This is a genomic window from Streptomyces sp. NPDC029296 (assembly GCF_055569255.1).
The window spans coordinates 1-25,427 of sequence record NZ_JBVHXT010000034.1 but is presented as its reverse complement, the minus strand read 5'-3'; the positions used below and the strand labels follow the sequence as shown (position 1 = coordinate 25,427).

The window sequence follows — 25,427 nt, the reverse complement described above, 5'->3', positions numbered from 1 at the left end:
TGGGTGGGGGGGGGAGGAACAAAGGGGGGGTATGCCCCCCCCTCCCTCCCCCCCCTCCCCCCCCCACCCCCCCCCCCCCCCCCCCCCCCCCCCCCCCCTGTGCCGTGACCGGCCTAGCTGTCCAGGCCGATCGCGAACGCGGCCTCCAGGTCGTGCTGGGAGTAGGTGCGGAACGCCACGTGCGTGTCCGTGCCCTGGACGCCGGGGATCTTGCTGATGCGGCCGGGGATGACCTCGGCGAGGTCCTCGTGGCGGGCGACGCGGACCATGGCGATCAGGTCGTAGGTGCCGGTGACCGAGAAGACCTCGCTCACGCTGTCCAGCGCGGCGATCCGCTCCGCGATCTCGGGGATCCGGTCCACGCTGGTCTTGATCAGAACGATCGCGGTGATCACGGTTGTCTCTCTCCCTCGGTGACCGGAGCCGGTGCGTCCTTCACTCTAGTGGTACGCCCGTAGCGCACCCACGCGTAGCCGAAGCCGAGGCCGAAGCCGACGAGGTGGGCGAGGTAGGCCACCCCCGGCCCGTCGGAGGCGCGACCGGCCGCCAGCCACTGCAGGGCCGCCCAGCAGGGCAGCACGACCCAGGCCGGGAAGCGCAGCGGCAGGAAGAACAGGAACGGCAGCAGACTGGTCACCCGCGCGCGGGGGAACAGGTAAAGAAAGGCTCCGAGGACCGCCGAGACCGCCCCGGAGGCGCCGACCAGCGACTGTCCGGAGGCGGCGTTGGCCACCGCGTAGCCGAGCAGGGCGCCGCAGCCGCAGCCGACGTAGAAGAGGGCGAACTCCACCCGTCCCATCCGTTCCTCGGTCATCGCTCCGAAGACGAAGAGGAAGAGCATGTTGCCGAGCAGGTGCACCCAGCTGCCGTGCACGAACAGCGCGGTGGCCGGGGTCAGCGCGGCCCCGGCCGGCCCGTCGAACAGCTCGGCCGGGACCACGCCCCAGCGCCGGAAGTACGCCCGCTGCGCGGCGAGCAGCGCGTCCCCGGTGCCGTACCCCGGCATCAGCCCGGAGGCCGGGCCGAGGACGAAGAGCACGCAGCACAGGGCGATGAGGCCGTACGTCACCGGCGCCGGGGTGTCCCGGACCGCCCTGAGGGCCCTGCCGGCCGCCGTGCTCCTGGAGCTGATCATGACTACAGAGCATGACGTAACGGGACGCAACGCGACAGACCGCCTCGCCGCCGTGAACGGACGGGCGGCGAGCAGTCCCCAGGCCGTAGGGTTACGACCCACACGCGTCGGCAGCGGCGCGGACCGACACGAGAAGGAGCGGACCAGCGCGATGACGGTTCCCCTGCCGACCGCCACGACCCGGTGGCGCTGCACCCTCTGCGGCAACCTCACCCGTTTCGACGTCACCCGCTCGTCGAAGGTCGTCGAGTATGTGCACCTGGATCTGGCCGGCGAGCCGACGGTGGAGGAGCGCGAGGTGGTCGGTGAGACCATCGAATCGGTGCGCTGTCGCTGGTGCAACGCGGTGGACCAGGTGGAACTCGTGGACAGGCCGGGCGCCGGCTCCTGAGCGGAGCGGCCCCCGGAGAGGCTTTTTCCGGTATTGGGGTGTGTGACGGATGGTGGAGACCGCAGGCGGGGGGCCGGGCGACGGCACCGCTGAGGTGCTTGACCGTCCGCTGCCCGACGGCGTGCGCCGGCGCGTCGTGCAGATCGTCTCGGACGGCTTCGGCGGACTGACGCTGGCGGAACTGCCCGCCCAGCTGAGGCAGTACGCCCGGTTCGCCCCGAACCGCCGCGCCAAGTTCGCCGGGAACGCGATGGCGGCGGCGCTGGAGACCGACGCGCTGTTCCGGCAGCGGATCGGCGAGCGGTTCCGCGAGGCCCAGCCGGAACTGGCCGGGGCCCTCGACGCCGGCTCCCCGCCCCCGGCCGCCGACCCCCTCGACGTGGCGGCCGCGGCCTATGTGCTGCGCCCGGCGGGCTGGGTGAAGCTGGTCACCGCGGCCGGCGAGGAGGCGCAGCGCGCGGACGCCGAGCGGGCCGACGAGGAGAGCCGGGCCGAGCTGGAGCGGCTGCGCGCGGAGCTGGCGCAGGCCCGCGACCACACCCGTGCCGAGACCGAACGGCTGCGCGCGGAGCTGGAGACGGCGCGGAAGGAAGCGGAGTCGCTGCACCGCAAGCTGCGGGCCGCGCTCAGCGACGTCAAGCGGGGCGAGGCCGCGCTGCGCAAGGCGCACGGCGAGGCCGACGCCGTACGCGCCGAGGCGCAGGCGCAGGTGTCGGCCGCGGAGAGCGAGTCCCGGCGGCTCAAGGCCCGCCTGGGCGAGGCCGAGGCCGCGCTGGAGGCCACCCGCCGGGCGGCCCGGGAGGGCCGCAGCGTGGAGGACATGCGGGTGCGGCTGCTGCTCGACACCCTGCTGGACGCCACCCAGGGGCTCAGGCGTGAACTCGCCCTGCCGCCGGTGTCGGTGCGCCCGGCCGAGACGGTCGACGCGGTGGAGCCGGGCCGGATGACCCCGAAGGACATCGCGGCACGCGCCCTGTCGGAGAACGACCCGGCCATTCTCGACCAGTTGCTGGCACTGCCGCAGGTGCACCTGGTCGTCGACGGCTACAACGTGACCAAGACCGGCTATCCGCAGATGCCGCTGGAGAAGCAGCGGCTCAGGCTGCTGGGCCAGCTCTCGGCGCTCGCCGCGCAGACCGGGGCCGAGGTCACCTGTGTCTTCGACGGCGCCGAGCTGGCCGCGCCGGTGCTGCTCGCGCCGCCGCGCGGGGTGCGGGTGCTGTTCTCCAAGCCGGGTGTCACCGCCGACGAGCTGATCCGGCAGCTGGTGCGCGCGGAGCCGCCGGGGCGCCCGGTCATCGTCGTCTCCACCGACCGCGAGGTCGCCGACGGAATCGCCAAGGCGGGTGCCCGGCCGGTGGCTTCCGCGGTGCTTCTGAAGCGATTGTCCTGAACGTCCGACGGGCGTGGCAGATGCCCGAATTGGGAGCGTCGTCGGGCGACGTAGGGTCAAACCCATCTCACTGCCGGTGAGTTATGTGCAAAGAATGCATGGCATGACGGGTTTTTTTGCCGTGAGGATTTGAACTGATCACAACTGTGTCACTAGGGTCTGGCTCGAACCTCCGAACGGGTGATCACTCTCAAGAAGGAGTTCTCCCTCCGTGGCGTCCCACCGTCGACCCAAGCAGCCGAGTCGCACCCGCGTGACCGTGCTGACCACCGCAGCCGCCGCTGCCGTCGCGCTCAGCGCGAACGCCGCCAACGCCGCCCCCAGCGAGAAGCTGAGCAAGGACGAGGTGAAGGCGAAGGTCGACAAGCTCTACGAGCAGGCCGAGCAGGCGACCGAGAAGTACAACGGCGCCAAGGAGAAGCAGCAGAAGCTGCAGAAGGAGATCTCCACCATCCAGGACAGCGTCGCCCGTGGCCAGGAGGAGCTCAACAAGCTGCGTGACGGCCTGGGTTCGCTGGCCACCGCCCAGTACCGCTCCGGCGGCATCGACGCCTCGGTCCAGCTCTTCCTGTCCTCGGACCCGGACGACTATCTCGACAAGGCGTCCACGCTCGACCAGTTGAGCAGCCAGCAGGTCGACGCGCTGAAGAAGATCCAGGACAAGCAGCGCGAACTCGCCCAGGAACGGGCCGAGGCCGCCGAGAAGCTCAAGGACCTCTCCGCCACCCGCACCGAGCTGGGCAACAAGAAGAAGGAAGTCCAGGGCAAGCTCGGCGAGGCCCAGCGGCTGCTGAACACCCTGACCGCCAAGGAGAAGCAGCAGCTCGCCGAGGAGGAGCACAAGCGCGCCCAGGAAGGGCAGGAGCGCGCCAACCGCTCCACCGGCGGCGAGCGTCCCGACATCGGCGACGCCCCGCCCGCCTCCAACCGGGCCCAGGCGGCCTTCTCCGCCGCCCAGACCAGGATCGGCTCGCCGTACGTCTACGGCGCCACCGGCCCCTCCTCCTTCGACTGCTCGGGCCTGACCTCCTGGGCCTACGCCCAGGCCAACGTCTCCATCCCGCGCACCTCCGAGGCCCAGTCCCAGATCGGCACGAGGATCACCTCGGTCAGCGATCTGAAGGTCGGCGACCTGGTCTTCTTCTTCAACGACCTGCACCACGTCGGCCTGTACGCGGGCAACGGCCAGGTCCTGCACGCCCCGCGCACCGGCACGGTCGTCCGGTACGAGTCCATGAGCACCATCGGCGGCCCGTTCATGTGGGGCGTCCGCGTCTGACACCGGGCGGCACACGGACACGGTGGCGCCCGAACGGGCGAATCACCCGCACCGGAACCGACCCCGCGCCCCGCCGCTGACCTGCGTCAGCGGCGGGGCGTCAGCATGTCTTGACGCGGAGGTCTTTGGCCCGGACCCCCGTGCGCGGCTACTGTCTGCCGCGTTTCCCCGCCGTCGGGGAGACGGTCCGACGTCCGCCAGCGGAAGGACTGCCGTGGGGTCCCATCGCCGCCTTGCCCCGTCCGGATTCGACCGGGGCGCCGCCGTCCTGTGCGTGCTGTCGGCCGCGCTCGGCGCCGTGCCGGCACACGCCGCGCGCGAGGCCGGCGGCCGCGCCGAGGTGGACCGGCTGTACGCGGAGGCCGAGCGGGCCACCCAGGCCTACGACAAGGCCGAGGAGCGCGCCGGTGAACTGCGCCGGCGGCTGCGCGCCACCCGGGACCACCTGGCCCGGCAGCAGCAGCGCGTCAACGACCTGCGCGAACAGCTCGGTTCGCTGGCCGGCGCCCAGTACCGCTCCGGCGGCGTCGACCCGGCCGTCACCCTGCTGTTCTCCGCCGAGCCCGAGGACTACCTGGACAAGGCCGCCACGCTCGACCGCATCGGTGACCGGCAGGCCGGACGGCTCAGGCAGTTGCGGGCCGTGCTGCGCGAACTCGCCCAGGAACGCGCGGAGGCCGCCGGGACCCTCGCCGAACTGGAACGCGGCCGCCGGGCCGTGGCCGCCCACAAGCGGACCGTGGAACGCAAACTGGCCCGGGCCCGGCAGCTGATCAGGGCCATGCCCGCCGGGGAACGCGCCGCCTACGACCGGGCCTCCCGCGGCACCCGCACGGAACTGCCCGTCCCGGCCGCCGCCCCCGACGGCCGGGCCGCCGCCGCGCTGGCCGCCGCCCGCGCCGCCCTCGGCCGCCCCTATGTGTGGGGTGCCAACGGCCCCGCGGGGTTCGACTGTTCGGGCCTGACGCAGTGGGCGTACGCGCACGCCGGCGTCCATCTGCCGCGCACCTCCCAGGAGCAGCGGTTCGCCGGCCGGCGCGTCCCGCTCTCCCAGGCCCGCCCCGGCGACCTGGTCGTCTACCGCTCCGACGCCAGCCACGTGGCGCTGTACGCGGGCCACGGCCAGGTCATCCACGCGCCCTATCCCGGCGCCCCGGTGCGCTACGACCCGGTCGGCATGATGCCGGTCTCCTCGGTCACCCGGCCCTGACCGCCCCGCGCGCCGTACGATCGGGAAGTGGCTGGTCGCGGGCGGACGTGGAGTATCGGAGCCGTAGGGCTCGCCCTGCTGCTGCCGCTCGCCGGCTGCGACGGGCGGCAGACGGGCGATCCGGTGCGCACCGAGGTGCAGCGGATGCTCGACCGGCGCTCGGCCGCCCTGCTCGGACACGACGAGCGGGCGTACGGCGCGACCGGCACGCGCACCGTGTACACCCGGCTGCGCGCCCTGCCGCTGGCCTCCTTCGGATACCGGGTCACCGCCGTGCGCCGCACCGCCTCCGGCGCCACCGCCGACGCCGAACTGAGCTACCGCGTCGCCGGGTACGACAAGGCCCCGGTCGACGCCCGCCGCACCCTCACCCTGGGCCGCACCGCCGACGGCCACTGGTACGTCACCGCCGAACGGCCCGCCCGCGAGGCCGGGCAGCAACTGTGGGACCAGGGCACGGTGAGCGCCGTGGAGGGCGCGCACAGCCTGGTGCTCGGCACCGGCGACCCGGCCGCGCTGTCCGGCTTCGCCCGGCTCGCCGACCGGGCGGTCCCGGCCGTCTCCGGGGCGTGGGGCTCGCGCTGGAGCCGCCGGGTCGTCGTCCTCGTCCCGAAGTCGCTGGCGGGCATGGCGGCCCTCCTCGGCGCGCCGGCCGCCGACTACCGGGGCATCGCGGCGGTCACCACGGGCGAGGCGGGCGGCTCGGGCCGGGCGCCCGCGGACCGGGTGGTGGTCAACCCGGAGGCGTACGCGATGCTCGGCGACGCCGGCAAGCAGATCGTCCTCACCCATGAGACGGCCCATGTGGCCACCCGGGCGGACACCACGGCCGCCACCCCGCTGTGGCTGTCGGAGGGCTACGCCGACTGGATCGGCTATCTCGGCACCGGCCGCTCCCCGGCCGAGGCCGCTCCCGAACTCGCCCGGGCCGTCCGGGAGGGCAAGGCGCCCGAGGCGCTGCCCGTCGACAAGGACTTCGGCTTCACCAGCGACCCGGTGAAGCTGGCACGGGCCTACGAGAGCGGCTGGCTGGCCTGCCGGATGATCGCCGAGAAGTGGGGCGCGGCCCGGCTCGGCGCCTTCTACCGGGCCGTGGGTGCCCACGGCGAACGGGCGGGCGCGGTCGAGGGGGCCCTGCGCACGGTGCTCGGCACGACGGCACGGCGGTTCACCGCCCACTGGCACGCCTACGTCACGACGCGGCTGCGCTGAGCACGCCGATCCTGGTGCTTGGCGGGGCCGTCCAGCCGGCCCCGGCCCACGCGCTCCGCGGGCTCGGCCTGTCCGGCGTCTGCCTGGCGATGGCGATGGCGCCGGCGATGGCCGTGCGGTGCGCGGGCGCGGCGGTGCTGCCGGGCCGGGCCCCGCGTCAGGAGGAGACGGGGGCCCGCGTGGTCCGGGTGGGCCGAGGCGGGAACGGGGCGGCCGGCCGGGGCGGGACGGTCGCGCGCCACAGTCGGCGGGCGGCCGTGAGCGTGGCCGCGACCAGCAGGCCGTTGCGCAGCACCAGCAGCGTGACGCCGTAGCCGTCGCTGAGCACCACGTGCGAGAAGCCGAGCGGGAACTCCAGGACCGTCAGGAACGACGCCAGGACGACCATCAGCGCGGGCGGTCCCATGCGGGTCGCCCGGTGCGTCAGGCAGACGGCGGCCAGGCCGACCAGCCACACCAGGTACTGCGGGCTGATCACCCGGCTGGTCACCGTGAACAGCAGCACGGCCGTCAGGGCCGCGTCCGCGAGGACGGGCCCCGCAAGGCGCCTCGCGCGCAGCCGCCACAGCAGCAGCCAGCCGAACGCGGCCCCGGCCAGCGCCAGCGCGGCCGTGCTCACCACGTCCACCCACGGGCCCAGGAACTCGATCGAGCCGTAGTTCAGCAGCACCTCGCCCCGCCAGCCGAAGTGCCGGGCCACGTGGAAGACCAGGGCGCCCAGCGACTCCACCTCGGTGCCCCTCTCCCGCTGGAAGGTCAGGAACGCGAAGGCGCCCGGCATGGACACCGTGAACAGCAGCGCGACGCCCGCCCCGGTCACCGCCGCCGCCCCCCACGCCCGCCGCCGGACGGCACCGACCAGCAGCAGCGCCGGCCACACCTTCACCAGCGCCCCGAGCGCCGCCAGCGCGCCCAGCACCCGCGGGTGGCGGGCCCCCGCCAGCAGCGCCGCCACGGCCACCGCGGTCACCATCAGGTCGTAGCGCGCGTACACCGTCGGCCCGAGCAGCGGCACGCCCGCCACCCACACCCAGGCCCCGCGCGGGGACCGCCCGGACCGCCCGCCCGCGTACACCAGCAGCGCCAGCACCACGGCGTCGCACAGGCACGCCAGCACGAAGAAGGCGTGCGCGTACGACAGGAAGGGCAGGGCGGCGGGGGAGAGGATCGCGAGGGCGGCGGCGGGCGGGTACTGCCAGGTCACGTCGTCCAGCGGAAACGTTCCTTGCCGCAGCACCTCGTACCAGCCGCGGTAGATCACCGACACGTCCGAGGTGACGTCCGGGCCCGGGAAGACGTACACCCGGAACACGAACAGCAGCAGCGCCGCGCGGGTGGCGCCCCAGACCGCGAGCGGCCACCACGGGGACCGTCCGGCACCCTTCGTCTCCACGTGATCCCCTGCCGTTCGAATCCGCTTCGAGCGACCATGATGTCCCGCGAGCCTGTGCGCGTGCCACAGACTCGGCCGCGCCCGGCCGGGGACGGCCCATTCGGTAGGGTCGGCGGCGATGCGAAAGACCCTGATCGTCACCAACGACTTCCCGCCCCGGCCGGGTGGTATCCAGGCCTTCCTGCACAACATGGCCCTGCGCCTGGACCCGGACCGGCTGGTCGTCTACGCCTCCACCTGGAAGCGCGGCCGGGAGGGCGCCGAGGCCACCGCCGCGTTCGACGCCGAGCAGCCCTTCACCGTCGTCCGTGACCGCACCACCATGCTGCTGCCCACTCCGGGGGCCACCCGGCGGGCGGCCGGGCTGCTCCGCGAGCACGGCTGCACCGCGGTCTGGTTCGGTGCGGCGGCCCCGCTCGGGCTCATGGCCCCCGCGCTGCGCGGGGCCGGCGCCGAGCGGCTGGTCGCCACCACCCACGGGCACGAGGCCGGCTGGGCCCAGCTGCCCGCCGCCCGGCGGCTGCTGCGCCGGATCGGACAGTCCACGGACACGCTCACCTACCTCGGCGAGTACACCCGCTCCCGGATCGCCGCCGCCCTCACCCCGGAAGCCGCCGCGCGGATGGCGCGACTGCCGCCGGGGGTCGACGAGAAGACCTTCCACCCCGGCTCCGGCGGCGACGCGGTCCGCGCGCGGCTCGGCCTCGCCGACCGGCCGGTCGTGGTCTGCGTCTCCCGGCTGGTGCCGCGCAAGGGGCAGGACACCCTGATCCGGGCCATGCCGCGGATCCTCGCCGCCGAACCCGACACCGCCTTGCTGATCGTCGGCGGCGGCCCCTACGAACGGGACCTGCGCCGCCTCGCCCGGGAGACCGGCGTGGCCGGCTCGGTCCGCTTCACCGGCGCCGTGCCCTGGTCGGAACTGCCCGCGCACTACGGCGCCGGGGACGTGTTCGCCATGCCCTGCCGCACCCGGCGCGGCGGCCTGGACGTGGAGGGCCTCGGCATCGTCTACCTGGAGGCCTCCGCGACCGGACTGCCGGTCGTCGCGGGCGACTCGGGCGGCGCCCCCGACGCGGTCCTGGACGGCGAGACCGGCTGGGTGGTCAGGGGCGGCGCCCCCGGGGAGACCGCCGAGCGCATCGTGACCCTTCTCCAGGACCCCGGGCTGCGCCGGCGGATGGGCGAGCGGGGCCGCCGGTGGGTGGAGGAGAAGTGGCGCTGGGACCTGCTGGCGGAGAACCTGAGGACACTGCTGGAGTGAGGCGCCCCGCGCGCCTCACTTGGCGTAGATCGCCTCGATCTCGGCCGCGTAGTCCTTCGCCACCACGTTCCGCTTCAGCTTCAGCGACGGCGTCAGATGGCCCGACTCCTCCGAGAACTGGGCCGACAGCACACGGAACTTGCGCACCGACTCCGCCTTGGACACCGCCGCGTTGCCGTCGTCCACGGCCGCCTGGACCGCCGCGAGCAGATCCGGGTCGTCCTTCAGCGACGCCGCCGTGGAGCCGGCCGGCTTGCCGTGCTCGGCGGCCCAACGGCCGAGGAACTCCTCGTCGATGGTGACCAGCGCGCCCACGAACGGCCGCCCATCGCCCACCACCATGCACTCCGCGACCAGCGCGTGCGCCCGGATCCGGTCCTCGATCACGGCCGGGGCCACGTTCTTGCCGCCCGCCGTGACGATGATCTCCTTCTTCCGGCCGGTGATCCGCAGATAGCCGTCCTCGTCCAGGGTGCCGATGTCACCGGTGTGGAACCAGCCGTCGGCCAGCGCCTCGGCCGTGGCACCCGGGTTGTTCCAGTACTCCTTGAACAGGTGCTCGCCGTGCAGCAGCACCTCGCCGTCGTCCGCGATCCGCACCACCGAGCCGGGCAGCGGCTGCCCGACCGTGCCGATCTTCTGCCGGTCCCACGGGTTGAACGCGGTCGCCGCACAGGACTCGGTCAGGCCGTACCCCTCCAGCACCGTGAAGCCGATGCCCCGGAAGAAATGGCCGAGCCGCTCGCCGAGCGGGGCCCCGCCGGAGATGGCGTACTCGCCCCGGCCGCCGAGGACCGCGCGCAGCTTGCCGTAGACCAGCTTGTCGAAGAACTTGTGCCTGAGCTTCAGGCCGAACGACGGTCCGGACGGGCTGTCCAGCGCCTTGCTGTAGGCGATCGCGGTGTCCGCCGCCCGGTCGAAGATCTTCCCCTTGCCGTCCGCCTGCGCCTTGGCGCGCGCCGCGTTGTACACCTTCTCGAAGACCCGCGGCACACCGAGGATCAGCGTCGGCCGGAACGCGGCGAGTTCGTCGGTGAGGTGCTTGATGTCCGGGACGCAGCCCAGCTTGATCGGCGCCATCATCGGCGCCACCTGCACCAGCCGCCCGAAGACATGGGCGAGGGGCAGGAAGAGCAGCACGGAGCACTCGCCGGTGCGGAACAGCGGACGCAGCCGCTCCACCACGTTCCCGCACTCGGCGAAGAAGCTGCGGTGGGTGAGCACACAGCCCTTGGGGCGCCCGGTGGTGCCGCTCGTGTACACGATGGTCGCCGGGTCGTCGGCCCGGGCGAGCGAGCCGCGCTCCTCCACCGTCTCGTCCGACACGCCCTGCCCGAGCCGGCCCAGCTCCGCCACGCCCCCGGCCTCGATCTGCCAGACGTGCTTCAGCGCGGGCAGCGACTCGCGCACCGACTCCACGGCCGCCGCGTGATGGTCCAGCTCCACGACGCACGCCGTCGCGCCCGAGTCGGACAGGATCCAGCGCACCTGCTCCGGGGAACTCGTCTCGTACACGGGCACGGTGACGGCGCCCGCGCTCCAGATCGCGAAGTCCAGCAGCGTCCACTCGTAGCGCGTCCGGGACATCAGGGCCACCCGGTCGCCCGGCTGCACCCCGGCGGCGATCAGCCCCTTGGCGGCGGTGCGCACCTCGTCCAGGAACTCCCGTGCCGTCACGTCCTGCCAGACACCCTCCGACTTGCGGGCGATGACGGCGACATCGGGGTGCTGCGCGGCGTTTCTGCGAACGATATCGGTCAGATTTCCGTCCGCAGGGACCTCGTACAAAGCCGGAAGGCTGAACTCGCGCAAGACTGCTGCTCCTCATAGGGCGCCGGCGCCACGACGTTGTGCGATGCGACGGTGCGGTCCAAGGCTCGGGCAGGTGCTCGGGTACTTCGGTGGCTGAAATCCTGAGCACGACTGGACTGCCCGGACGTTACCCGCCGGTATGGCGTCTACGACAGGGGGTCCCGGCGAGATGTTCGCTGCGTCACACACGCGGGCGTTCCTTCGCGCACAGTAGTCCACGGCCCCTCGGACCGGCGAGTAACCGCAGGCCGGACCGGCACTGTTCACCTCCACCCCACACGCCTACCCTTGATCACCATGGCTTCCCCACGTACCGGCGACCGGCGGACCCGGGTCCATGTGGTCAGCGATGTGCACGGCAACGCCCGCGACCTGGCGAGGGCCGGTGACGGTGCCGACGCCCTCGTCTGCCTGGGCGACCTCGTCCTCTTCCTCGACTACGCCGACCACTCGCGCGGCATCTTCCCCGACCTGTTCGGCAAGGAGAACGCCGACCGCATCGTCGAGCTGCGCACCGCCCGCCGGTTCGCCGAGGCCCGCGAGTTCGGTGCCCGGCTGTGGGCCGGCGTCGGCACCGACCGGGCCGCCGCCATCGAGAAGGCGGTGCGCCGGCAGTACGACGAGCTGTTCGCCGCGTTCCCCACCCCGACGTACGCCACCTACGGCAATGTCGACATGCCGCAGCTCTGGCAGGAGTACGCCCGGCCCGGCACCACGGTCCTCGACGGCCAGCGGGCGGAGATCGGCGGGTGGACCTTCGGCTTCGTCGGCGGCGGTCTGCGCACCCCGATGCGCACCCCGTACGAGATCGACGACGAGGAGTACGCGGCGAAGATCGAGGCCGTCGGCGAGGTCGACGTGCTGTGCACCCACATCCCGCCGGAGGTGCCCGAACTGGTCTACGACACCGTGGCCCGCCGCTTCGAGAGGGGCAGCCGGGCCCTCCTGGACGCCATCCGCCGCACCCGGCCCCGGTACGCGCTTTTCGGCCATGTGCACCAGCCGCTCGCGCGCCGGATGCGGATCGGCGCCACCGAGTGCGTGAACGTGGGGCACTTCGCCGGCTCCGGCACCCCCTGGGCGCTGGAGTGGTGAGGCACGTCAGGTGGGGTGAAGGCGGCAGGTCGGCGGCGCGGTAGCCTTCACGCTGCACACACGTGCGCGGCCCGGCGCACACACGACCTCTCCCACACGGCGCGCATCCGGAGGAGCCACGGCGATGGCGGAACACACCAGTTCGAGCATCACGATCGAGGCGGCTCCCGCCGACGTCATGGCGGTGATCGCCGACTTCGCGCGCTACCCGGACTGGACCGGCGAGGTGAAGGAGGCCGAGGTCCTCTCCGCCGACGAGCACGGCCGCGCCGAGCGGGTCCGCCTCGTCATGGACGCCGGCGCCATCAAGGACGACCAGACCCTCGCCTATACCTGGCACGGCGGTCACGAGGTCTCCTGGAGCCTGGTGAAGTCCCAGATGCTGCGCTCCCTGGACGGCTCCTACCTGCTGAAGCCGGCCGGCGCGAATGCCACCGAGGTCACCTACCGGCTCACCGTCGACGTCAAGATCCCCATGCTGGGCATGATCAAGCGCAAGGCGGAGAAGGTCGTCATCGACCGGGCGCTGGCGGGCCTGAAGGAACGGGTCGAGTCCCTGGGGAAGTAGCCTCCCCGAGCCCTTGGAGGAGTGGCCTCCCCGAGCCCCGGAGGAGCGGCCTCCCCGGCCCGCCCCCGCGCACGGCGGTACGGTTCGGCATCATGCGCACCCTCCTGATCATGGGCCCGGGCGGCAGCGGCCGGACGACCGTCGCCGCGGCCACCGCGCTCGCCTCCGCCCGTGCCGGCCACCGCACCCTCCTGCTGAGCGCCGACCGCACCGACACCCCGGGCGCGGCCCTGGGCACCCCGACAGGACCGGCCCCCGCCGAGGCCGCGCCGCGCCTGACCGTCTGGCGCCCGGACGCCACCGAGGGCTTCCGGCGGGACCTCACCGCCTTCCAGGCCCGCGCCGAGAGCGTCCTCGACCTGCTCGGTGCCGCCCGCCTGGACGCCGAGGAGGTCACCGCGCTGCCCGGCGCCGAGGAACTGTCCTTCCTGCGCGCCCTGCGGGACGCGGCCCTCTCAGAGCGCTACGACCTGCTCGTCGCCGACCTCCCGCCGCTCCCGCGCGCCCTCGCGCTGCTCGGCCTGCCCGAGGAACTGCGCCGCTACCTGCGCCGCCTGCTGCCGCCGGAACGGCAGGCCGCCCGCGCCCTGCGCCCGGTCCTCGGCCGGCTGGCCGGCGTCCCCATGCCCGCCGGGTGGCTGTACGAGACGGCGGCCCGCTGGGACCTCGAACTCGCCGCCGTCGAGGCCGTCCTCACCGACCGGGACACCGCCGTACGCCTGGTCGCCGAGCCCGGTCCGGCCGGCGCCGACGCCCTGCGCGCCGCGTCCCTCGGCCTCGCCCTGCGCGGCCTGGGCACCGAGGCCCTGATCGCCAACCGCGTCCTGCCCGAGACCGCCGCGGGCGACTGGCTGGCCGGGCTGATCGCCCAGCAGCACAAGACGCTCGCCGAGTGGCGGGAGCCCTACGACGTCCACCCCGTCCCGCACCTCGGCCGCGACCCGCAGGGCGGCGACGACCTCGCCGCGCTCGCCGTGCCCGCCGCCGATCCGGCGCCCGCCCCGGTCGAGTGGCCCGTCACCGACCGGATCGCCGAGGACGGCGTGCTGGTCTGGCACCTGCCGCTGCCCGGCGCGATACGGGACGAACTCGACCTCGTCCGGCGCGGCGACGAACTCGTGATCACCACGGGTCCCTTCCGGCGGATCGTTCCGCTGCCCTCCGCGCTGCGCCGCTGCACCGTCGCCGGCGCCGGACTGCGCGACGGCGAGCTGCGCATCCGGTTCGCCCCCGACCCCGGCCTGTGGCCCGCCGGCGGACGGTGAACCGGGCACGCCCGTTCGGGTAACGTCGTAAAGGCGAACCGTAGTCAGGAGTCCGCCATGAGCGAAGAGCGCCCCGCACCCCAGCCGCCGCCGGAGCGGGCGACCGACGCCGACGCCTGGTCCACGGCCTGTGCCGAGGACCTCGCCGCCGAGCAGGCCCGCCGCCGCACCGAGCACGGCCCGCCGCCGGGCTCGGCCGCCGAGGAACTGAAGAAGCTGGTCGACGCGGTCGCCGACAAGCTCTCCGGCCTGCAGGCGCCGCTGCTCGGCTCCCTCGCCGGACCGGCCGCCCAGCAGGCCGTGCGCCAGGTCGTCCAGCAGGCCAAGGCCGCCGTGGAACCCGTCATCGAGCGCAACCCCGACGTCTTCGACCACCTCGCCGCGGCCGGCGGGGAACTCCTCGCCGCCTACCGCTCCGCCGTCCAGGGCCAGGAGCGGCGCTGGACCGCGCGCACGTCCGACCCGGCGGCCGGCCGGCCGGACCGGGACGACGGGGACGACGGGGGCGCGGGCGCCGGTCCGGGCGAGCGCATCGACCTGGACTGACGCCCTGCCGCGGCGGGGCCTCGGGTACGGTTGGCCGTAGCGGGGCTCGACCGAAACTGAGGGATTCATGGGACTCACCATCGGCGTCGACATCGGCGGCACGAAGATCGCGGCCGGCGTGGTCGACGAGGAAGGCAACATCCTCTCGACCTTCAAGGTGCCGACCCCCACCACACCCGAGGCCATCGTGGACGCCATCGCCTCGGCGGTGGACGGCGCGCGGGCCGGGCACGAGATCGTCGGCGTGGGCATCGGCGCGGCCGGTTACGTCAACCGCCAGCGCTCGACGGTCTACTTCGCGCCCAACATCGACTGGCGCAACGAACCGCTCAAGGAGAAGGTCGAGGCCCGCACGGACCTCCCGGTCGTGGTCGAGAACGACGCCAACGCCGCCGCCTGGGGCGAGTACAAGTTCGGCGCGGGCAAGGGCCACCGCAACGTCATCTGCATCACGCTCGGCACCGGTCTCGGCGGCGGCATCATCATCGGCAACAAGCTGCGCCGCGGCCACTTCGGCGTGGCCGCGGAATTCGGCCACATCCGGATGGTCCCGGACGGCCTGCTGTGCGGCTGCGGCTCGCAGGGCTGCTGGGAGCAGTACGCCTCCGGCCGTGCCCTGGTCCGCTACGCCAAGCAGCGTGCCAACGCCACCCCCGAGCGCGCCGAGGTCCTCCTCGCGCTCGGCGACGGCACCCCCGACGGCATCGAGGGCAAGCACATCTCCATGGCCGCCCGCCAGGGCTGCCCGGTGGCCGTCGACTCCTACCGCGAGCTGGCCCGCTGGGCCGGCGCCGGCCTCGCCGACCTGGCCTCCCTCTTCGACCCGTCCGCGTTCATCGTCGGCGGCGGTCTCTCCGACGAGGGCGACCTGGTGCTCGACCCGATCCGCAAGTCGTACAAGCGCTGGCTGGTGGGCGGCAACTGGCGCCCGGTGGCCGACGTGATCGCCGCCCAGCTCGGCAACAAGGCGGGCCTCGTGGGCGCGGCGGACCTGGCCCGGGAGCCCGACCCGGTCATGTGACGGCCTTCGCCGCCGAGGGGCGCGGGGAGCGGTGCGACCGGCCGGGAGACCGGCGGTCGCCCGGTTCTCCGCGCCCCTCGGCCGTGGGCGTACATTGATCCACATGGTGTTGCTCCCCGACTCCGCGACAGAGCCCGACGGCTCGGCCACCCTCCGCGTCCTGAGCTACAACGTGCGCTCGCTGCGCGACGACACCGCCGCCCTGGCCCGGGTGATCACCGCCTGCGTCCCCGACCTGGTCCTCCTCCAGGAGGCCCCCCGCTTCTTCCGCTGGCGCAAGAAGCTCGCGCGGCTCGCGGCGGCCTCCGGCCAGGTCGTCCTCACTGGGGGCGGCACAGCCGCGGGCCCGGCGATCCTGTGCGGGCTGCGCGCCACCGTCGAGCGCACCGAGGACGTGCTGCTGCCCCTCACCCCGGGCCTGCACCGGCGCGGCTTCGCCACGGCGGTGGTCCGCTTCGGCGGCGCCCGCCTCGGGGTGCTCAGCTGCCACCTCAGCCTCCAGCAGGACGAGCGCTACGAGCAGGGCGGGATGCTCCTCGACCGGCTCGCCGGCCTGGGCGTGGAGCACGCCGTCGCGGGCGGCGACCTGAACGAACGCCCGGACGGCCGCACCTTCCGCCGCCTGGCCGCCGGCCTCCAGGACTGCCGTGCGGCCGCGCCCTGGGGCGGCGAGTTCACCTCCACCCCCGCCGACCCGCACCAGCGCATCGACGCGGTCTTCGCGACCAAGGGCATCGAGGTACTGGGCTGCGGAGTGCCCCTGGACCAGCCGGGCGTGCACGAGGCGGACCTGCGGGCGGCCTCGGACCACCTTCCGGTGCTGGCCGCCCTCCGCGTCCCGGCGGCGTAGCGCCCGGCGAGGGCGCGGGGCCTCAGACGACCGCCCCGCGCCCGGGGTCGTCGTCCTCCTCGTCGTCCGTCCGCATCCGCGCCACCAGCGTCACGAAGCCGCCGAGGAAGCCGCCGATGCCGAGGGTCGTCAGCCACCAGGTCATCTGCCAGCCGAGGAGTACCGCCAGCAGCAGCAGGACGGGCCCGCCGAGCACCCCCAGCCAGGCGAACCGGGCGGTGGTGTCCGCGGTCGGCAGCGGCGGCGGCTCCGGGGGGACGAAGTGGCCCTCGTCGTCCTCGTCGAAGTCGTCGTCGGACGGCTCGGCCACCGCGTAGTCGCGCGGGCCGATCCGCGGGCCGACGCCGGGCGCGAAGGACACCGAGGCGCCCAGCGGACGCGGGGGCGGCTCCTCGCCCCCGGTGTCCTTGCCGGTGTCCGGGGCGGCGTTCTTCTCCAGCAGCGCCAGGTCCTCCACCGGCTTGAACGGCCGGGCGCCGGGCGGGTCCGGCGGCTCGGCGCCGTACCCGGCGACGATGGCCCGCCAGGCGGCGTCCTCGTCGAACGGCACGTCCTGCCGGCCCGGCTCGCGGGCCTCCTGGCCGTCGCGGTCCTCGCGGTCCTCGCGGCCTTCACGGTCGGAGTCGTGCTCAGCCAACTGCGGCCGTCCCTTCCTTGCCGACACTGGGTGCGAGCCGGCCGACGAAGGCGAGGCTCTCCTCGAAGATCCGGTCCGCGTCCACGTCCAACGTCGCCACGTGGTAGCTGTGTTCCAGCACGATCTCCGTGACGTCCCGGGACGACACCCGGCCGAGCACCCGCGCGGAGTCGGCCGCCGGTACGACGTGGTCCTCGGCACTGCGCAACAGCAGCAGCGGCTGGGTGACCCGGGGCAGCTCGCCGTCCACCCGGCGCAGCAGCTGCCGCAGCGAGTGCGCCGCGTGCAGCGGCACCCGGTCATAGCCCAGCTCCGCCGCGCCCGGCCGGGCGATGTCGCTGGCGATGCCCTTCGTCGAGCGCACCAGGTGCCGGGCCACCGGCAGGGCGCGGGCCGACAGGCCGTGCACCTTGTTCGCCGGGTTGACCACCACCGCGCCGGCGACCCGCCCGCCGTGCCGGGCCGCGAGCCGCAGGGCGAGCGCCCCGCCCATCGACAGGCCCGCCACGAACACCCGCGAGCAGCGCGCGGTGAGCGCACGCAGTTCGCGGTCCACCTCCGCGTACCAGTCCTGCCAGGTGGTGAGCTGCATGTCGGTCCAGCGCGTGCCGTGGCCGGGCAGCAGCGGCAGGGACACCGACAGGCCGCGGGCCGCGTGGTGCTCCGCCCAGGGGCGCAGCGACTGGGGTGAGCCGGTGAAGCCATGGCAGAACAGAACGCCCACCTCACCGCCCTCGTGGCGGTACGGCTCGGCTCCGGGGAGGACTGGCATGTGCTTCACGGTACGCGACCGCGCGGACACCGACCAGGGTCGTCGGGCTCATTGACGGTACTCCGGGATAAGGTCTTGCCGACGGAAACAGGAGGCACACGGGTGTTGTACGGCACGATGAAGGTCGCCATCGGCGGGCCGCTCAAGGTCGCCTTCAGGCCCTGGGTGGAGGGTCTGGAGAACATCCCGGCCACCGGCCCCGCCATCCTGGCCAGCAACCACCTGTCCTTCTCGGACTCGTTCTTCCTGCCGGCGGTGCTGGACCGGAAGGTCACGTTCATCGCCAAGGCCGAGTACTTCACCACCCCGGGCGTCAAGGGCCGGCTCACCGCGGCCTTCTTCAAGGGCGTCGGCCAGCTCCCGGTGGACCGCTCCGGGGCGCGCGGCGCCGGCGAGGCGGCCGTCCGCAGCGGCATCGAGGTGCTGGAGCGCGGGGAGCTGTTCGGCATCTATCCGGAGGGCACCCGCTCGCCCGACGGGCGGCTGTACCGGGGCAAGCCCGGCGGCCTCGCCCGGGTGGCGCTGGCCACCGGCGCGCCCGTCATCCCGGTCGCGATGATCGACACGGAGAAGATCCAGCCGCCCGGCCAGGTCGTGCCGAAGCTGATGCGGCCCGGCATCCGCATCGGCAGGCCGCTGGACTTCGGCCGCTACCAGGGCATGGAGCACGACCGGTTCGTGCTGCGCGCCCTGACCGACGAGGTCATGTACGAGATCATGAAGCTGTCCGGCCAGGAGTACGTCGACATGTACGCCACCGCCGCCAAACGGCAGATAGCCGAGGCGGCCAAGGCCGCGAAGGCGGCGAAGGACGTGGAGAAGGCGGCGAAGGCGGAGAAGGCGGGGAAGAAGCAGACCGAGCGGTAGCCGGGGGGATTCGGGGGGATTCGGGGGCATGCCCAAGCGGGAACGCGTCATGCGGATGTCGGTCGAGCTGCCGCTGTGGCGGGCACTCGCCGGCTACCGCGTCCTGACCATGCTGTACGCCATCGGCCTGTGCGCCACCGCGTACGACCAGTTCACCCGGCCCTGGGTCGCGGTGGCCTACTACGCCGTCCTGGTCGTGTGGACCCTCGCGACCCTGCCCCGGGTGTCCGGCGCGGCGCGCTGCACCGGGCGCTTCCTGGCCGCCGACCTGGCCGTCGCCCTCGTCGGCATCCTGCTCACCCCGTTCGCCGACAGCCACCACCGGATCACGGACGGCGGCCCCACCCTGCCGTCGATCTGGACCGCCGGCGCGGTGCTGGCCTTCGCCGTCAAGGGCGGCTGGCGCTGGGCCGCCGTCGCCTCCACCGCCGTGGCCGCCGCCAACCTGGTCGAGCGCGGTCACCCCGCCCGGGACACCGTGCACAACGTGATCCTGGTCTGGGTGGCCTCCATCGCCATCGGCTACGTCGTGGAGGTGGCCCGCGCCTCCGAGCGCACCCTCGCCCGCGCGCTGGAGATCGAGGCCGCCACCCGGGAGCGGGAGCGGCTGGCCCGGGACATCCACGACGGAGTGCTCCAGGTGCTGGCCATGGTGAAGCGCCGGGGCGCGGCGCTGGGCGGCGAGGCGGCCGAGCTGGGCCGGCTGGCCGGGGAGCAGGAGGTGGCCCTGCGCACCCTGGTGTCGGGCGGTCTGGTCCCGGTCTCCCGGGTCTCGGAGGACCTGGCGCAGGGCGCCGTCGTGCGCGCGGTGGAGGAACCGGACGACGACGGGCCGCTCGATCTGCGTGCCCTGCTCGCGCCGTACGCGGGCGCCCGGGTCAGCCTGGCCGAGCCCGGCGCCCCGGTGCCGCTGCCGCCCGGCGCGGCCCGCGAGGTGGCCGCCGCGGTCGGGGCCGCCCTGGACAACGTGCGGGCGCACGCCGGGGACGGGGCCCGCGCCTGGATCCTGGTGGAGGACGAGCCGGACGAGATCGTCGTCACCGTCCGGGACGACGGCCCCGGCATCCCCGAGGGCCGGCTCGCGCAGGCCGAGGGCGAGGGCCGGCTCGGGGTGGCCCTGTCGATCCGGGGCCGGCTGCGCGACCTCGGCGGCAGCGCGCGGATCTGCTCCGTGCCCGGGCAGGGCACGGAGGTCGAACTGAAGGTACCCAAGGGCGCCGTGCGGGCGCGGGGGAAGAAGGCGGAACGGTGATGACACAGGGGCAGGACCCGATCAAGGTCATGGTGGTCGACGACCACCCCATGTGGCGGGACGCGGTCGCCCGGGACCTGGCCGAGTCCGGTTTCGAGGTGGTCGCCACCGCCGGCGACGGCGAGCAGGCGGTCCGCCGCGCCAAGGCCGCCGCCCCGGACGTGCTCGTGCTGGACCTCAACCTGCCGGCGAAGCCCGGCGTCCAGGTGTGCAGGGAACTGGTCGGCCACAACCCCGCGTTGCGGGTCCTGGTGCTGTCGGCGAGCGGCGAGCACGCGGACGTGCTGGAGGCCGTGAAGTCCGGCGCGACCGGCTATCTGCTGAAGTCCGCCTCCACCGGGGAACTGCTGGACGCGGTGCGCCGCACCGCCGTCGGCGACCCGGTGTTCACCCCGGGCCTGGCCGGGCTGGTCCTCGGTGAGTACCGGCGGCTGGCCGCCGAACCCGCGCCCGCCGCCGACGCCGGCCGGCCGGGCGCGCCCCGGCTGACCGACCGGGAGACGGAGGTGCTGCGGCTGGTGGCGAAGGGCCTGAGCTACAAGCAGATCGCCGAACGCCTCGTCATCTCCCACCGCACGGTGCAGAACCACGTCCAGAACACCCTCGGCAAGCTCCAGCTGCACAACCGCGTGGAGCTGGTCCGGTACGCCATAGAGCGCGGACTCGACGGGGAATAGGGCGCACGGGGCGCATCCGGCGTACGCCCCGGAATCACCCTTCTCGCCTATCCCGGTGTGACCTGAATCACCATTAACGTGACCAGGCGTCAGGTAACCGCGGTGAAGGGACATTTCCATGCGGGTCGGAGTACTGACCGGAGGCGGCGACTGCCCCGGGCTCAACGCCGTCATCCGGGGCGTCGTCCGCAAGGGCGCGCAGGAGTACGGCTATGACTTCGTCGGCTTCCGGGACGGCTGGCGCGGTCCCCTGGAGAACGACACCGTCCGTCTCGACATCCCCGCCGTGCGCGGCATCCTGCCCCGCGGCGGGACGATCCTCGGCTCCTCCCGGACCAATCCGCTCAAGGCCCGCGACGGCATCCGCCGGATCAAGGACAACCTGGCCAAGCAGGAGATCCAGGCGCTGATCGCGATCGGCGGCGAGGACACCCTCGGGGTCGCGGCACGGCTGTCCGACGAGTACGGCATGCCCTGCGTCGGCGTGCCGAAGACCATCGACAACGACCTGTCCGCCACCGACTACACCTTCGGCTTCGACACCGCCGTCAACATCGCCACCGAGGCCATCGACCGGCTGCACACCACCGCCGAGTCCCACATGCGGGTGCTGGTGGTGGAGGTGATGGGCCGGCACGCCGGCTGGATCGCCCTGCACTCGGGCCTGGCCGGCGGCGCCAACGTCATCCTCATCCCCGAGCAGCGCTTCGACGTCGACCAGGTCTGCGACTGGGTGACCTCCCGGTTCGAGGCGTCCTACGCGCCGATCGTGGTCGTCGCCGAGGGCGCCATGCCGAAGGACGGCGAGGTGGTGCTCAAGGACGACTCGCGGGACTCCTTCGGGCACGTCCGGCTGTCCGGGGTGGGCGAGTGGCTGGGCAGGGAGATCGAGAAGCGCACCGGCAAGGAGGCGCGCACCACGGTCCTCGGGCACGTCCAGCGCGGCGGCACGCCCAGCGCCTTCGACCGCTGGCTCGCCACCCGCTTCGGTCTGCACGCCATCGACTGCGTGCACGAGGGGGACTTCGGACGCATGGTCGCGCTGCGCGGCACCGACATCGTCCGCGTCCCCCTCACCGAGGCCACGGCCCGGCTGAAGACCGTCGACCCGAAGCTGTACCAGGAGGCCGGCGTCTTCTTCGGCTGACGGCGGCCGGCGGCTCGCCGCCGCCGGCCGGACCGCCCGGGCTACACGGTCGTGCGGCGCAGGCCGCCCACCAGCTCCCGCACGACCGCGGCCCCGTTCAGCGTCAGCACCGACTCCGGGTGGAACTGCACCCCGGCGAAGCCCGGCCCGCGCAGGGCGTGCACCTCGCCGTCGGCCGCCCGGCTCACCTCCACGCCGTGCGCGGCCAGCTCCAGGGCCGCGTCCTCGTCGCAGCGCGCGACGAAGCTGTTGTAGAAGCCGACGGTCTCGCTGCGCCCGAACAGGTCGATCACCGTCTGCGCCCCCTGGTACGGCACCCGCTTGCGCACGATGCCGAGGCCCAACCGTGCCGCGATCAGCTCGTGCCCGAGGCAGACGCCGAGCACCCCGTGCCGGTGGGTCCCGACGATCTCGGCGGCGAGGTCCCGCAGGAACCGCATCTTGGGGTCGGCGGCATCGCGGGGGTCGCCGGGGCCGGGGCCGAGGACGACCGGCCCCTCGTGGCCGAGCACCGCCGCCCGCAGCCCGGGCTCGTCGTAACGCCGGACGGTCACGTCGAGACCGCCCGAGCGCAGGACGTGCGCCAGCATCGCGGTGAAGGTGTCCTCGCCGTCCACCACGAGGGCGTGCCCCGCGAGGTCGTCGGACCGCTCCTGCATCCGCAGCCAGAACGGCGCGAGCCCGGCCCGCCGCCCGTCCAGCGCGGCCCGCACCCGCGGGTCGCCGGCCAGCCGGGGCCGGTCCCGTTCCGCGCGCGGCCGGGCCGGCCGTACGCCGAGGGCCGCCAGCACGCCGGCCGCCTTCGCGTGGGTCTCGGCGACCTCGCCGGCCGGGTCGGAGCCGCGCACCAGCGTCGCCCCGACCGGCACCCGCAGCCGGCCGTCCCCGCCGATGTCGGCGGTGCGGATCAGGATGGGCGAGTCGAGGGTCTGCGCGCCCCCGGCGTCCCGCCCGAGCAGGGCCAGCGCACCGGCGTAGTACCCGCGCCCGCCGGACTCGTACCGCTCGATGACCCGGCAGGCGTTCTGCACCGGCGACCCGGTCACCGTCGCCGCGAACATGGTCTCCCGCAGCACCTCCCGCGCGTCCAGCGAGGACTTCCCGCGCAGTTCGTACTCGGTGTGCGCGAGGTGCGCCATCTCCTTCAGGCGCGGGCCGACGACGACCCCGCCCATGTCGCCGACGGTGCACATCATCTTCAGTTCCTCGTCGACGACCATCGAGAGCTCCTCGGTCTCCTTGGCGTCGCCGAGGAACGTCAGCAGGTCCTCCGGGGTGGGTCCGCCGGCCGGATAGCGGTACGTCCCGCTGATCGGGTTCATGACGACCGTGCCGCCGCTCATCCGCACGTGCGCCTCGGGGCTCGCGCCCACCAGCGTCCGGTCCCCGGTGTGCACGACGAACGTCCAGTACGCCCCGCGCTCGCCCGCCAGCAGCCGTCGGAACAGCGCGAGGGCATCCGCGCGCCCGAAGCCGGGGATCCTCCCCTCGAAGGTGCGCCGGATCACGAAGTTCGCGCCCTCGCCCCGGCCGATCTCGTCGCGCAGCACCCGGCCGACGATCTCGCCGTACTCCTCGTCGGCCACGTCGAAGCCGCCGCCCTCGACCCGCACCTCGTGCGCGGGCAGCCCGGCGAGGGCCTCGTCCAGCTCCAGCGTGTGCGTCTCCTCGGGGGTGAGCACCAGCAGCGGGGTGCCGTCGTCGCGGACGTCGAAGCCGCGCTCGGCCAGCTGCCGGAACGGCACCAGGGCGAGCCCTTCGCCCGGCAGGTCGGCCAGCCGGTCCCGCCGGGTCACCGGGCCGATCAGCACCTCCACCGGGTGCTCGTCGCGGCCCGGGGCGCGGCGGCGGAGCAGGGCGAAGGGGCGGTCGTCGTGCAGCAGCCGGTTCAGGTCCATGGGTTCCTCATTCCGTCGGTGTCGGTGAGGAACGGCCCCGGATACGCCGAAGGCCGCCCCTCGGGCGGCCTTCGCGAAGTCGGTCGTACGCGCGCGAATCAGTGGGCCGCCGGAGAAGCGGTCCACCACCAGTTCTGGATCGACGGCGCGAACATGCCGGGAACCCTACCGCACCCACCGGCCGTCCACCGGGCAATCGCTCCGTCTCACCCTTCGAGCCGGGGGGAAAATCCCTTGGCGCGACCCCGTAATGTTTACGAGGTGACCGTGAACGCTAAGACCAGCCCGAGCGCTGGCAACACCTGGCGAGACCTGCCCGCGGCGCAGCAGCCCGAGTACCCCGACCCCGAGGCTCTGCGCGCAGTGATCGCGGACCTCGAGTCGTATCCGCCGCTCGTCTTCGCGGGCGAGTGCGACCAGCTGCGCGCCCGGATGGCGGCCGTCGCCAGGGGAGAGGCGTTCCTCCTCCAGGGCGGCGACTGCGCCGAGGCGTTCGACGGGGTGTCCGCCGACCAGATCCGCAACAAGCTGAAGACGCTGCTCCAGATGGGCGCCGTCCTGACCTACGCGGCCTCCGTGCCCGTGGTGAAGGTGGGCCGCATCGCCGGGCAGTACTCCAAGCCGCGCTCCAAGCCGACCGAGACCCGTGACGGGGTGACGCTGCCGACCTACCGGGGCGACTCCGTCAACGGCTTCGACTTCACCGAGGCGAGCCGCATCCCGGACCCGGAGCGGCTGAAGCGCATGTACCACGCGTCGGCGTCCACGCTGAACCTGGTGCGCGCCTTCACCACCGGCGGCTACGCCGACCTGCGCCAGGTGCACGCCTGGAACCAGGACTTCGTGCGCACCTCGCCGTCGGGCCAGCGCTACGAGCAGCTCGCGCGCGAGATCGACAACGCGCTGCACTTCATGCGGGCCTGCGGCGCGGACCCGGAGGAGTTCAAGACCGTCGAGTTCTACTCCTCGCACGAGGCGCTGCTGCTGGACTACGAGTCCGCCCTCACCCGTGTCGACTCCCGCACCGGGCAGCTGTACGACGTCTCGGCGCACATGGTGTGGATCGGCGAGCGCACCCGGCAGCTGGACCACGCGCACATCGAGTTCGCCTCGCGGATCCGCAACCCGATCGGCATCAAGCTCGGCCCGACCACCACGGCCGAGGAGGCGCTGCGGTACATCGAGCGCCTCGACCCCGAGCGGGAGCCGGGCCGGCTGACCTTCATCGTCCGGATGGGCGCCGACAAGATCCGCGACAAGCTCCCCGAGCTGGTCGAGAAGGTCACGGCGTCCGGCGCGACGGTGGCCTGGGTGACCGACCCGATGCACGGCAACACCTTCGAGGCGGCCTCCGGGCACAAGACCCGCCGCTTCGACGACGTGCTCGACGAGGTCAAGGGCTTCTTCGAGGTCCACAAGGCCCTCGGCACCCACCCGGGCGGCATCCACGTGGAGCTGACCGGCGACGACGTCACCGAGTGCGTGGGCGGCGGCGACGAGATCTTCGTGGACGACCTGCACCAGCGCTACGAGACGGCCTGCGACCCCCGGCTGAACCGCAGCCAGTCGCTGGACCTGGCGTTCCTCGTGGCCGAGATGTACCGGGACCAGTGACCGGCGGCCGATGAGCCACCCTGGGGGGGGGGGGGCACCTGGTCCTCGCCCCCACCGCCCTTCCCTGTGTCCCGGCCCGGGTTTGGTTGGGGTTTTCTCCCCTGGAACAGGGAAAAGCGGAAAAGAACA

Annotated in this window: 25 protein-coding genes; 17 read left to right on the top strand and 8 right to left on the bottom strand. The window is 73.6% G+C overall.

The features are described from left to right. Positions 1 to 113: 113 nt before the first annotated feature. Positions 114 to 395, bottom strand: a complete 282-nt coding sequence (locus ACZ4W9_RS27250) for an Lrp/AsnC family transcriptional regulator (RefSeq protein ID WP_362190956.1) — start codon at positions 393 to 395, stop codon at positions 114 to 116. Further along, positions 392 to 1,135: a rhomboid family intramembrane serine protease gene (locus tag ACZ4W9_RS27245; protein WP_467940210.1), complete on the bottom strand. Its 744-nt coding sequence runs from the start codon at positions 1,133 to 1,135 to the stop codon at positions 392 to 394. Before ACZ4W9_RS27245 ends, ACZ4W9_RS27250 begins: the two co-directional genes overlap by 4 nt. Positions 1,136 to 1,286: 151 nt before the next feature. Here ACZ4W9_RS27245 and ACZ4W9_RS27240 point away from each other — a divergent pair, with 151 nt between their 5' ends. From ACZ4W9_RS27240 to ACZ4W9_RS27220, 5 genes are all read left to right on the top strand, one after another. Next, positions 1,287 to 1,526 (top strand): hypothetical protein, encoded by a 240-nt coding sequence (locus tag ACZ4W9_RS27240; RefSeq protein ID WP_067125142.1) that lies wholly within the window; start codon positions 1,287 to 1,289, stop codon positions 1,524 to 1,526. Positions 1,527 to 1,575: 49 nt separating this feature from the next. Beyond that, a complete protein-coding gene (locus ACZ4W9_RS27235) occupies positions 1,576 to 2,919 on the top strand; it encodes an NYN domain-containing protein (protein WP_467940208.1) in 1,344 nt (447 codons plus the stop codon). 211 nt (positions 2,920 to 3,130) lie between these two features. Continuing rightward, positions 3,131 to 4,198, top strand: coding sequence for a C40 family peptidase (locus ACZ4W9_RS27230; RefSeq protein ID WP_467940206.1), 1,068 nt, complete (start codon positions 3,131 to 3,133; stop codon positions 4,196 to 4,198). 214 nt (positions 4,199 to 4,412) lie between these two features. After that, positions 4,413 to 5,408 (top strand): C40 family peptidase, encoded by a 996-nt coding sequence (locus ACZ4W9_RS27225; protein ID WP_467940204.1) that lies wholly within the window; start codon positions 4,413 to 4,415, stop codon positions 5,406 to 5,408. Between the two features lie 27 nt (positions 5,409 to 5,435). After that, complete coding sequence (locus ACZ4W9_RS27220; RefSeq protein WP_467940203.1) at positions 5,436 to 6,620, top strand: hypothetical protein; 1,185 nt, start codon at positions 5,436 to 5,438, stop codon at positions 6,618 to 6,620. Between the two features lie 157 nt (positions 6,621 to 6,777). Here ACZ4W9_RS27220 and ACZ4W9_RS27215 read toward each other — a convergent pair whose 3' ends face one another. Further along, positions 6,778 to 8,013 (bottom strand): glycosyltransferase 87 family protein, encoded by a 1,236-nt coding sequence (locus tag ACZ4W9_RS27215; RefSeq protein ID WP_467940202.1) that lies wholly within the window; start codon positions 8,011 to 8,013, stop codon positions 6,778 to 6,780. Positions 8,014 to 8,131: 118 nt separating this feature from the next. On the opposite strand from ACZ4W9_RS27215, the gene ACZ4W9_RS27210 reads away from it, so the two are divergent. Continuing rightward, on the top strand, positions 8,132 to 9,277 hold the full coding sequence (locus ACZ4W9_RS27210; RefSeq protein ID WP_467940200.1) for a glycosyltransferase family 4 protein: 1,146 nt from the start codon (positions 8,132 to 8,134) through the stop codon (positions 9,275 to 9,277). A gap of 15 nt (positions 9,278 to 9,292) precedes the next feature. Here ACZ4W9_RS27210 and ACZ4W9_RS27205 read toward each other — a convergent pair whose 3' ends face one another. Further along, positions 9,293 to 11,089 (bottom strand): AMP-dependent synthetase/ligase, encoded by a 1,797-nt coding sequence (locus tag ACZ4W9_RS27205; RefSeq protein ID WP_467940199.1) that lies wholly within the window; start codon positions 11,087 to 11,089, stop codon positions 9,293 to 9,295. Positions 11,090 to 11,386: 297 nt separating this feature from the next. Here ACZ4W9_RS27205 and ACZ4W9_RS27200 point away from each other — a divergent pair, with 297 nt between their 5' ends. The 6 genes from ACZ4W9_RS27200 (at position 11,387) to ACZ4W9_RS27175 (ending at position 16,434) form a co-directional block, all read left to right on the top strand. Then, on the top strand, positions 11,387 to 12,184 hold the full coding sequence (locus ACZ4W9_RS27200) for a metallophosphoesterase family protein (RefSeq protein ID WP_467940198.1): 798 nt from the start codon (positions 11,387 to 11,389) through the stop codon (positions 12,182 to 12,184). A 124-nt stretch (positions 12,185 to 12,308) separates the two neighbouring features. Further along, the gene (locus ACZ4W9_RS27195; protein WP_467940197.1) at positions 12,309 to 12,752 is read left to right on the top strand and encodes an SRPBCC family protein; all 444 of its coding nucleotides are present in this window, start codon (positions 12,309 to 12,311) and stop codon (positions 12,750 to 12,752) included. 92 nt (positions 12,753 to 12,844) lie between these two features. Further along, positions 12,845 to 14,017, top strand: coding sequence for an ArsA family ATPase (locus tag ACZ4W9_RS27190; protein WP_467940195.1), 1,173 nt, complete (start codon positions 12,845 to 12,847; stop codon positions 14,015 to 14,017). Between the two features lie 57 nt (positions 14,018 to 14,074). Then, positions 14,075 to 14,563 carry a DUF5304 domain-containing protein gene (locus ACZ4W9_RS27185; protein WP_467940194.1) on the top strand — a complete coding sequence of 163 codons (489 nt, stop codon included), beginning with the start codon at positions 14,075 to 14,077 and terminating at the stop codon, positions 14,561 to 14,563. A gap of 67 nt (positions 14,564 to 14,630) precedes the next feature. Continuing rightward, positions 14,631 to 15,584, top strand: a complete 954-nt coding sequence (locus ACZ4W9_RS27180; protein WP_467940193.1) for an ROK family glucokinase — start codon at positions 14,631 to 14,633, stop codon at positions 15,582 to 15,584. Between the two features lie 103 nt (positions 15,585 to 15,687). Next, positions 15,688 to 16,434, top strand: a complete 747-nt coding sequence (locus ACZ4W9_RS27175) for an endonuclease/exonuclease/phosphatase family protein (RefSeq protein ID WP_467940191.1) — start codon at positions 15,688 to 15,690, stop codon at positions 16,432 to 16,434. Between the two features lie 22 nt (positions 16,435 to 16,456). Here ACZ4W9_RS27175 and ACZ4W9_RS27170 read toward each other — a convergent pair whose 3' ends face one another. Both ACZ4W9_RS27170 and ACZ4W9_RS27165 read right to left on the bottom strand, forming a co-directional pair. Continuing rightward, complete coding sequence (locus ACZ4W9_RS27170; RefSeq protein ID WP_467940190.1) at positions 16,457 to 17,071, bottom strand: hypothetical protein; 615 nt, start codon at positions 17,069 to 17,071, stop codon at positions 16,457 to 16,459. After that, positions 17,064 to 17,843 (bottom strand): alpha/beta hydrolase, encoded by a 780-nt coding sequence (locus ACZ4W9_RS27165; RefSeq protein ID WP_467940189.1) that lies wholly within the window; start codon positions 17,841 to 17,843, stop codon positions 17,064 to 17,066. The genes ACZ4W9_RS27170 and ACZ4W9_RS27165 overlap by 8 nt, the downstream gene beginning before the upstream one ends. A gap of 105 nt (positions 17,844 to 17,948) precedes the next feature. Here ACZ4W9_RS27165 and ACZ4W9_RS27160 point away from each other — a divergent pair, with 105 nt between their 5' ends. The 4 genes from ACZ4W9_RS27160 (at position 17,949) to ACZ4W9_RS27145 (ending at position 21,786) form a co-directional block, all read left to right on the top strand. Next, positions 17,949 to 18,710: a lysophospholipid acyltransferase family protein gene (locus ACZ4W9_RS27160; RefSeq protein ID WP_467940320.1), complete on the top strand. Its 762-nt coding sequence runs from the start codon at positions 17,949 to 17,951 to the stop codon at positions 18,708 to 18,710. 28 nt (positions 18,711 to 18,738) lie between these two features. Next, on the top strand, positions 18,739 to 19,962 hold the full coding sequence (gene macS, locus ACZ4W9_RS27155; RefSeq protein WP_467940188.1) for a MacS family sensor histidine kinase: 1,224 nt from the start codon (positions 18,739 to 18,741) through the stop codon (positions 19,960 to 19,962). Beyond that, positions 19,962 to 20,639, top strand: a complete 678-nt coding sequence (locus ACZ4W9_RS27150) for a response regulator (protein WP_467940186.1) — start codon at positions 19,962 to 19,964, stop codon at positions 20,637 to 20,639. The genes macS and ACZ4W9_RS27150 overlap by 1 nt, the downstream gene beginning before the upstream one ends. Positions 20,640 to 20,757: 118 nt before the next feature. Beyond that, the gene (locus ACZ4W9_RS27145) at positions 20,758 to 21,786 is read left to right on the top strand and encodes a 6-phosphofructokinase (protein WP_467940185.1); all 1,029 of its coding nucleotides are present in this window, start codon (positions 20,758 to 20,760) and stop codon (positions 21,784 to 21,786) included. A 41-nt stretch (positions 21,787 to 21,827) separates the two neighbouring features. Here the strand turns inward: ACZ4W9_RS27145 and ACZ4W9_RS27140 are convergent, their stop codons facing one another. Further along, positions 21,828 to 23,684 carry an anthranilate synthase family protein gene (locus ACZ4W9_RS27140; RefSeq protein ID WP_467940184.1) on the bottom strand — a complete coding sequence of 619 codons (1,857 nt, stop codon included), beginning with the start codon at positions 23,682 to 23,684 and terminating at the stop codon, positions 21,828 to 21,830. A 98-nt stretch (positions 23,685 to 23,782) separates the two neighbouring features. Continuing rightward, a complete protein-coding gene (locus tag ACZ4W9_RS27135) occupies positions 23,783 to 23,839 on the bottom strand; it encodes a trp operon leader peptide (protein ID WP_079060191.1) in 57 nt (18 codons plus the stop codon). A gap of 106 nt (positions 23,840 to 23,945) precedes the next feature. Here ACZ4W9_RS27135 and ACZ4W9_RS27130 point away from each other — a divergent pair, with 106 nt between their 5' ends. Continuing rightward, positions 23,946 to 25,298, top strand: coding sequence for a class II 3-deoxy-7-phosphoheptulonate synthase (locus ACZ4W9_RS27130; RefSeq protein WP_467940182.1), 1,353 nt, complete (start codon positions 23,946 to 23,948; stop codon positions 25,296 to 25,298). The last annotated feature ends 129 nt before the right edge of the window (positions 25,299 to 25,427 follow it).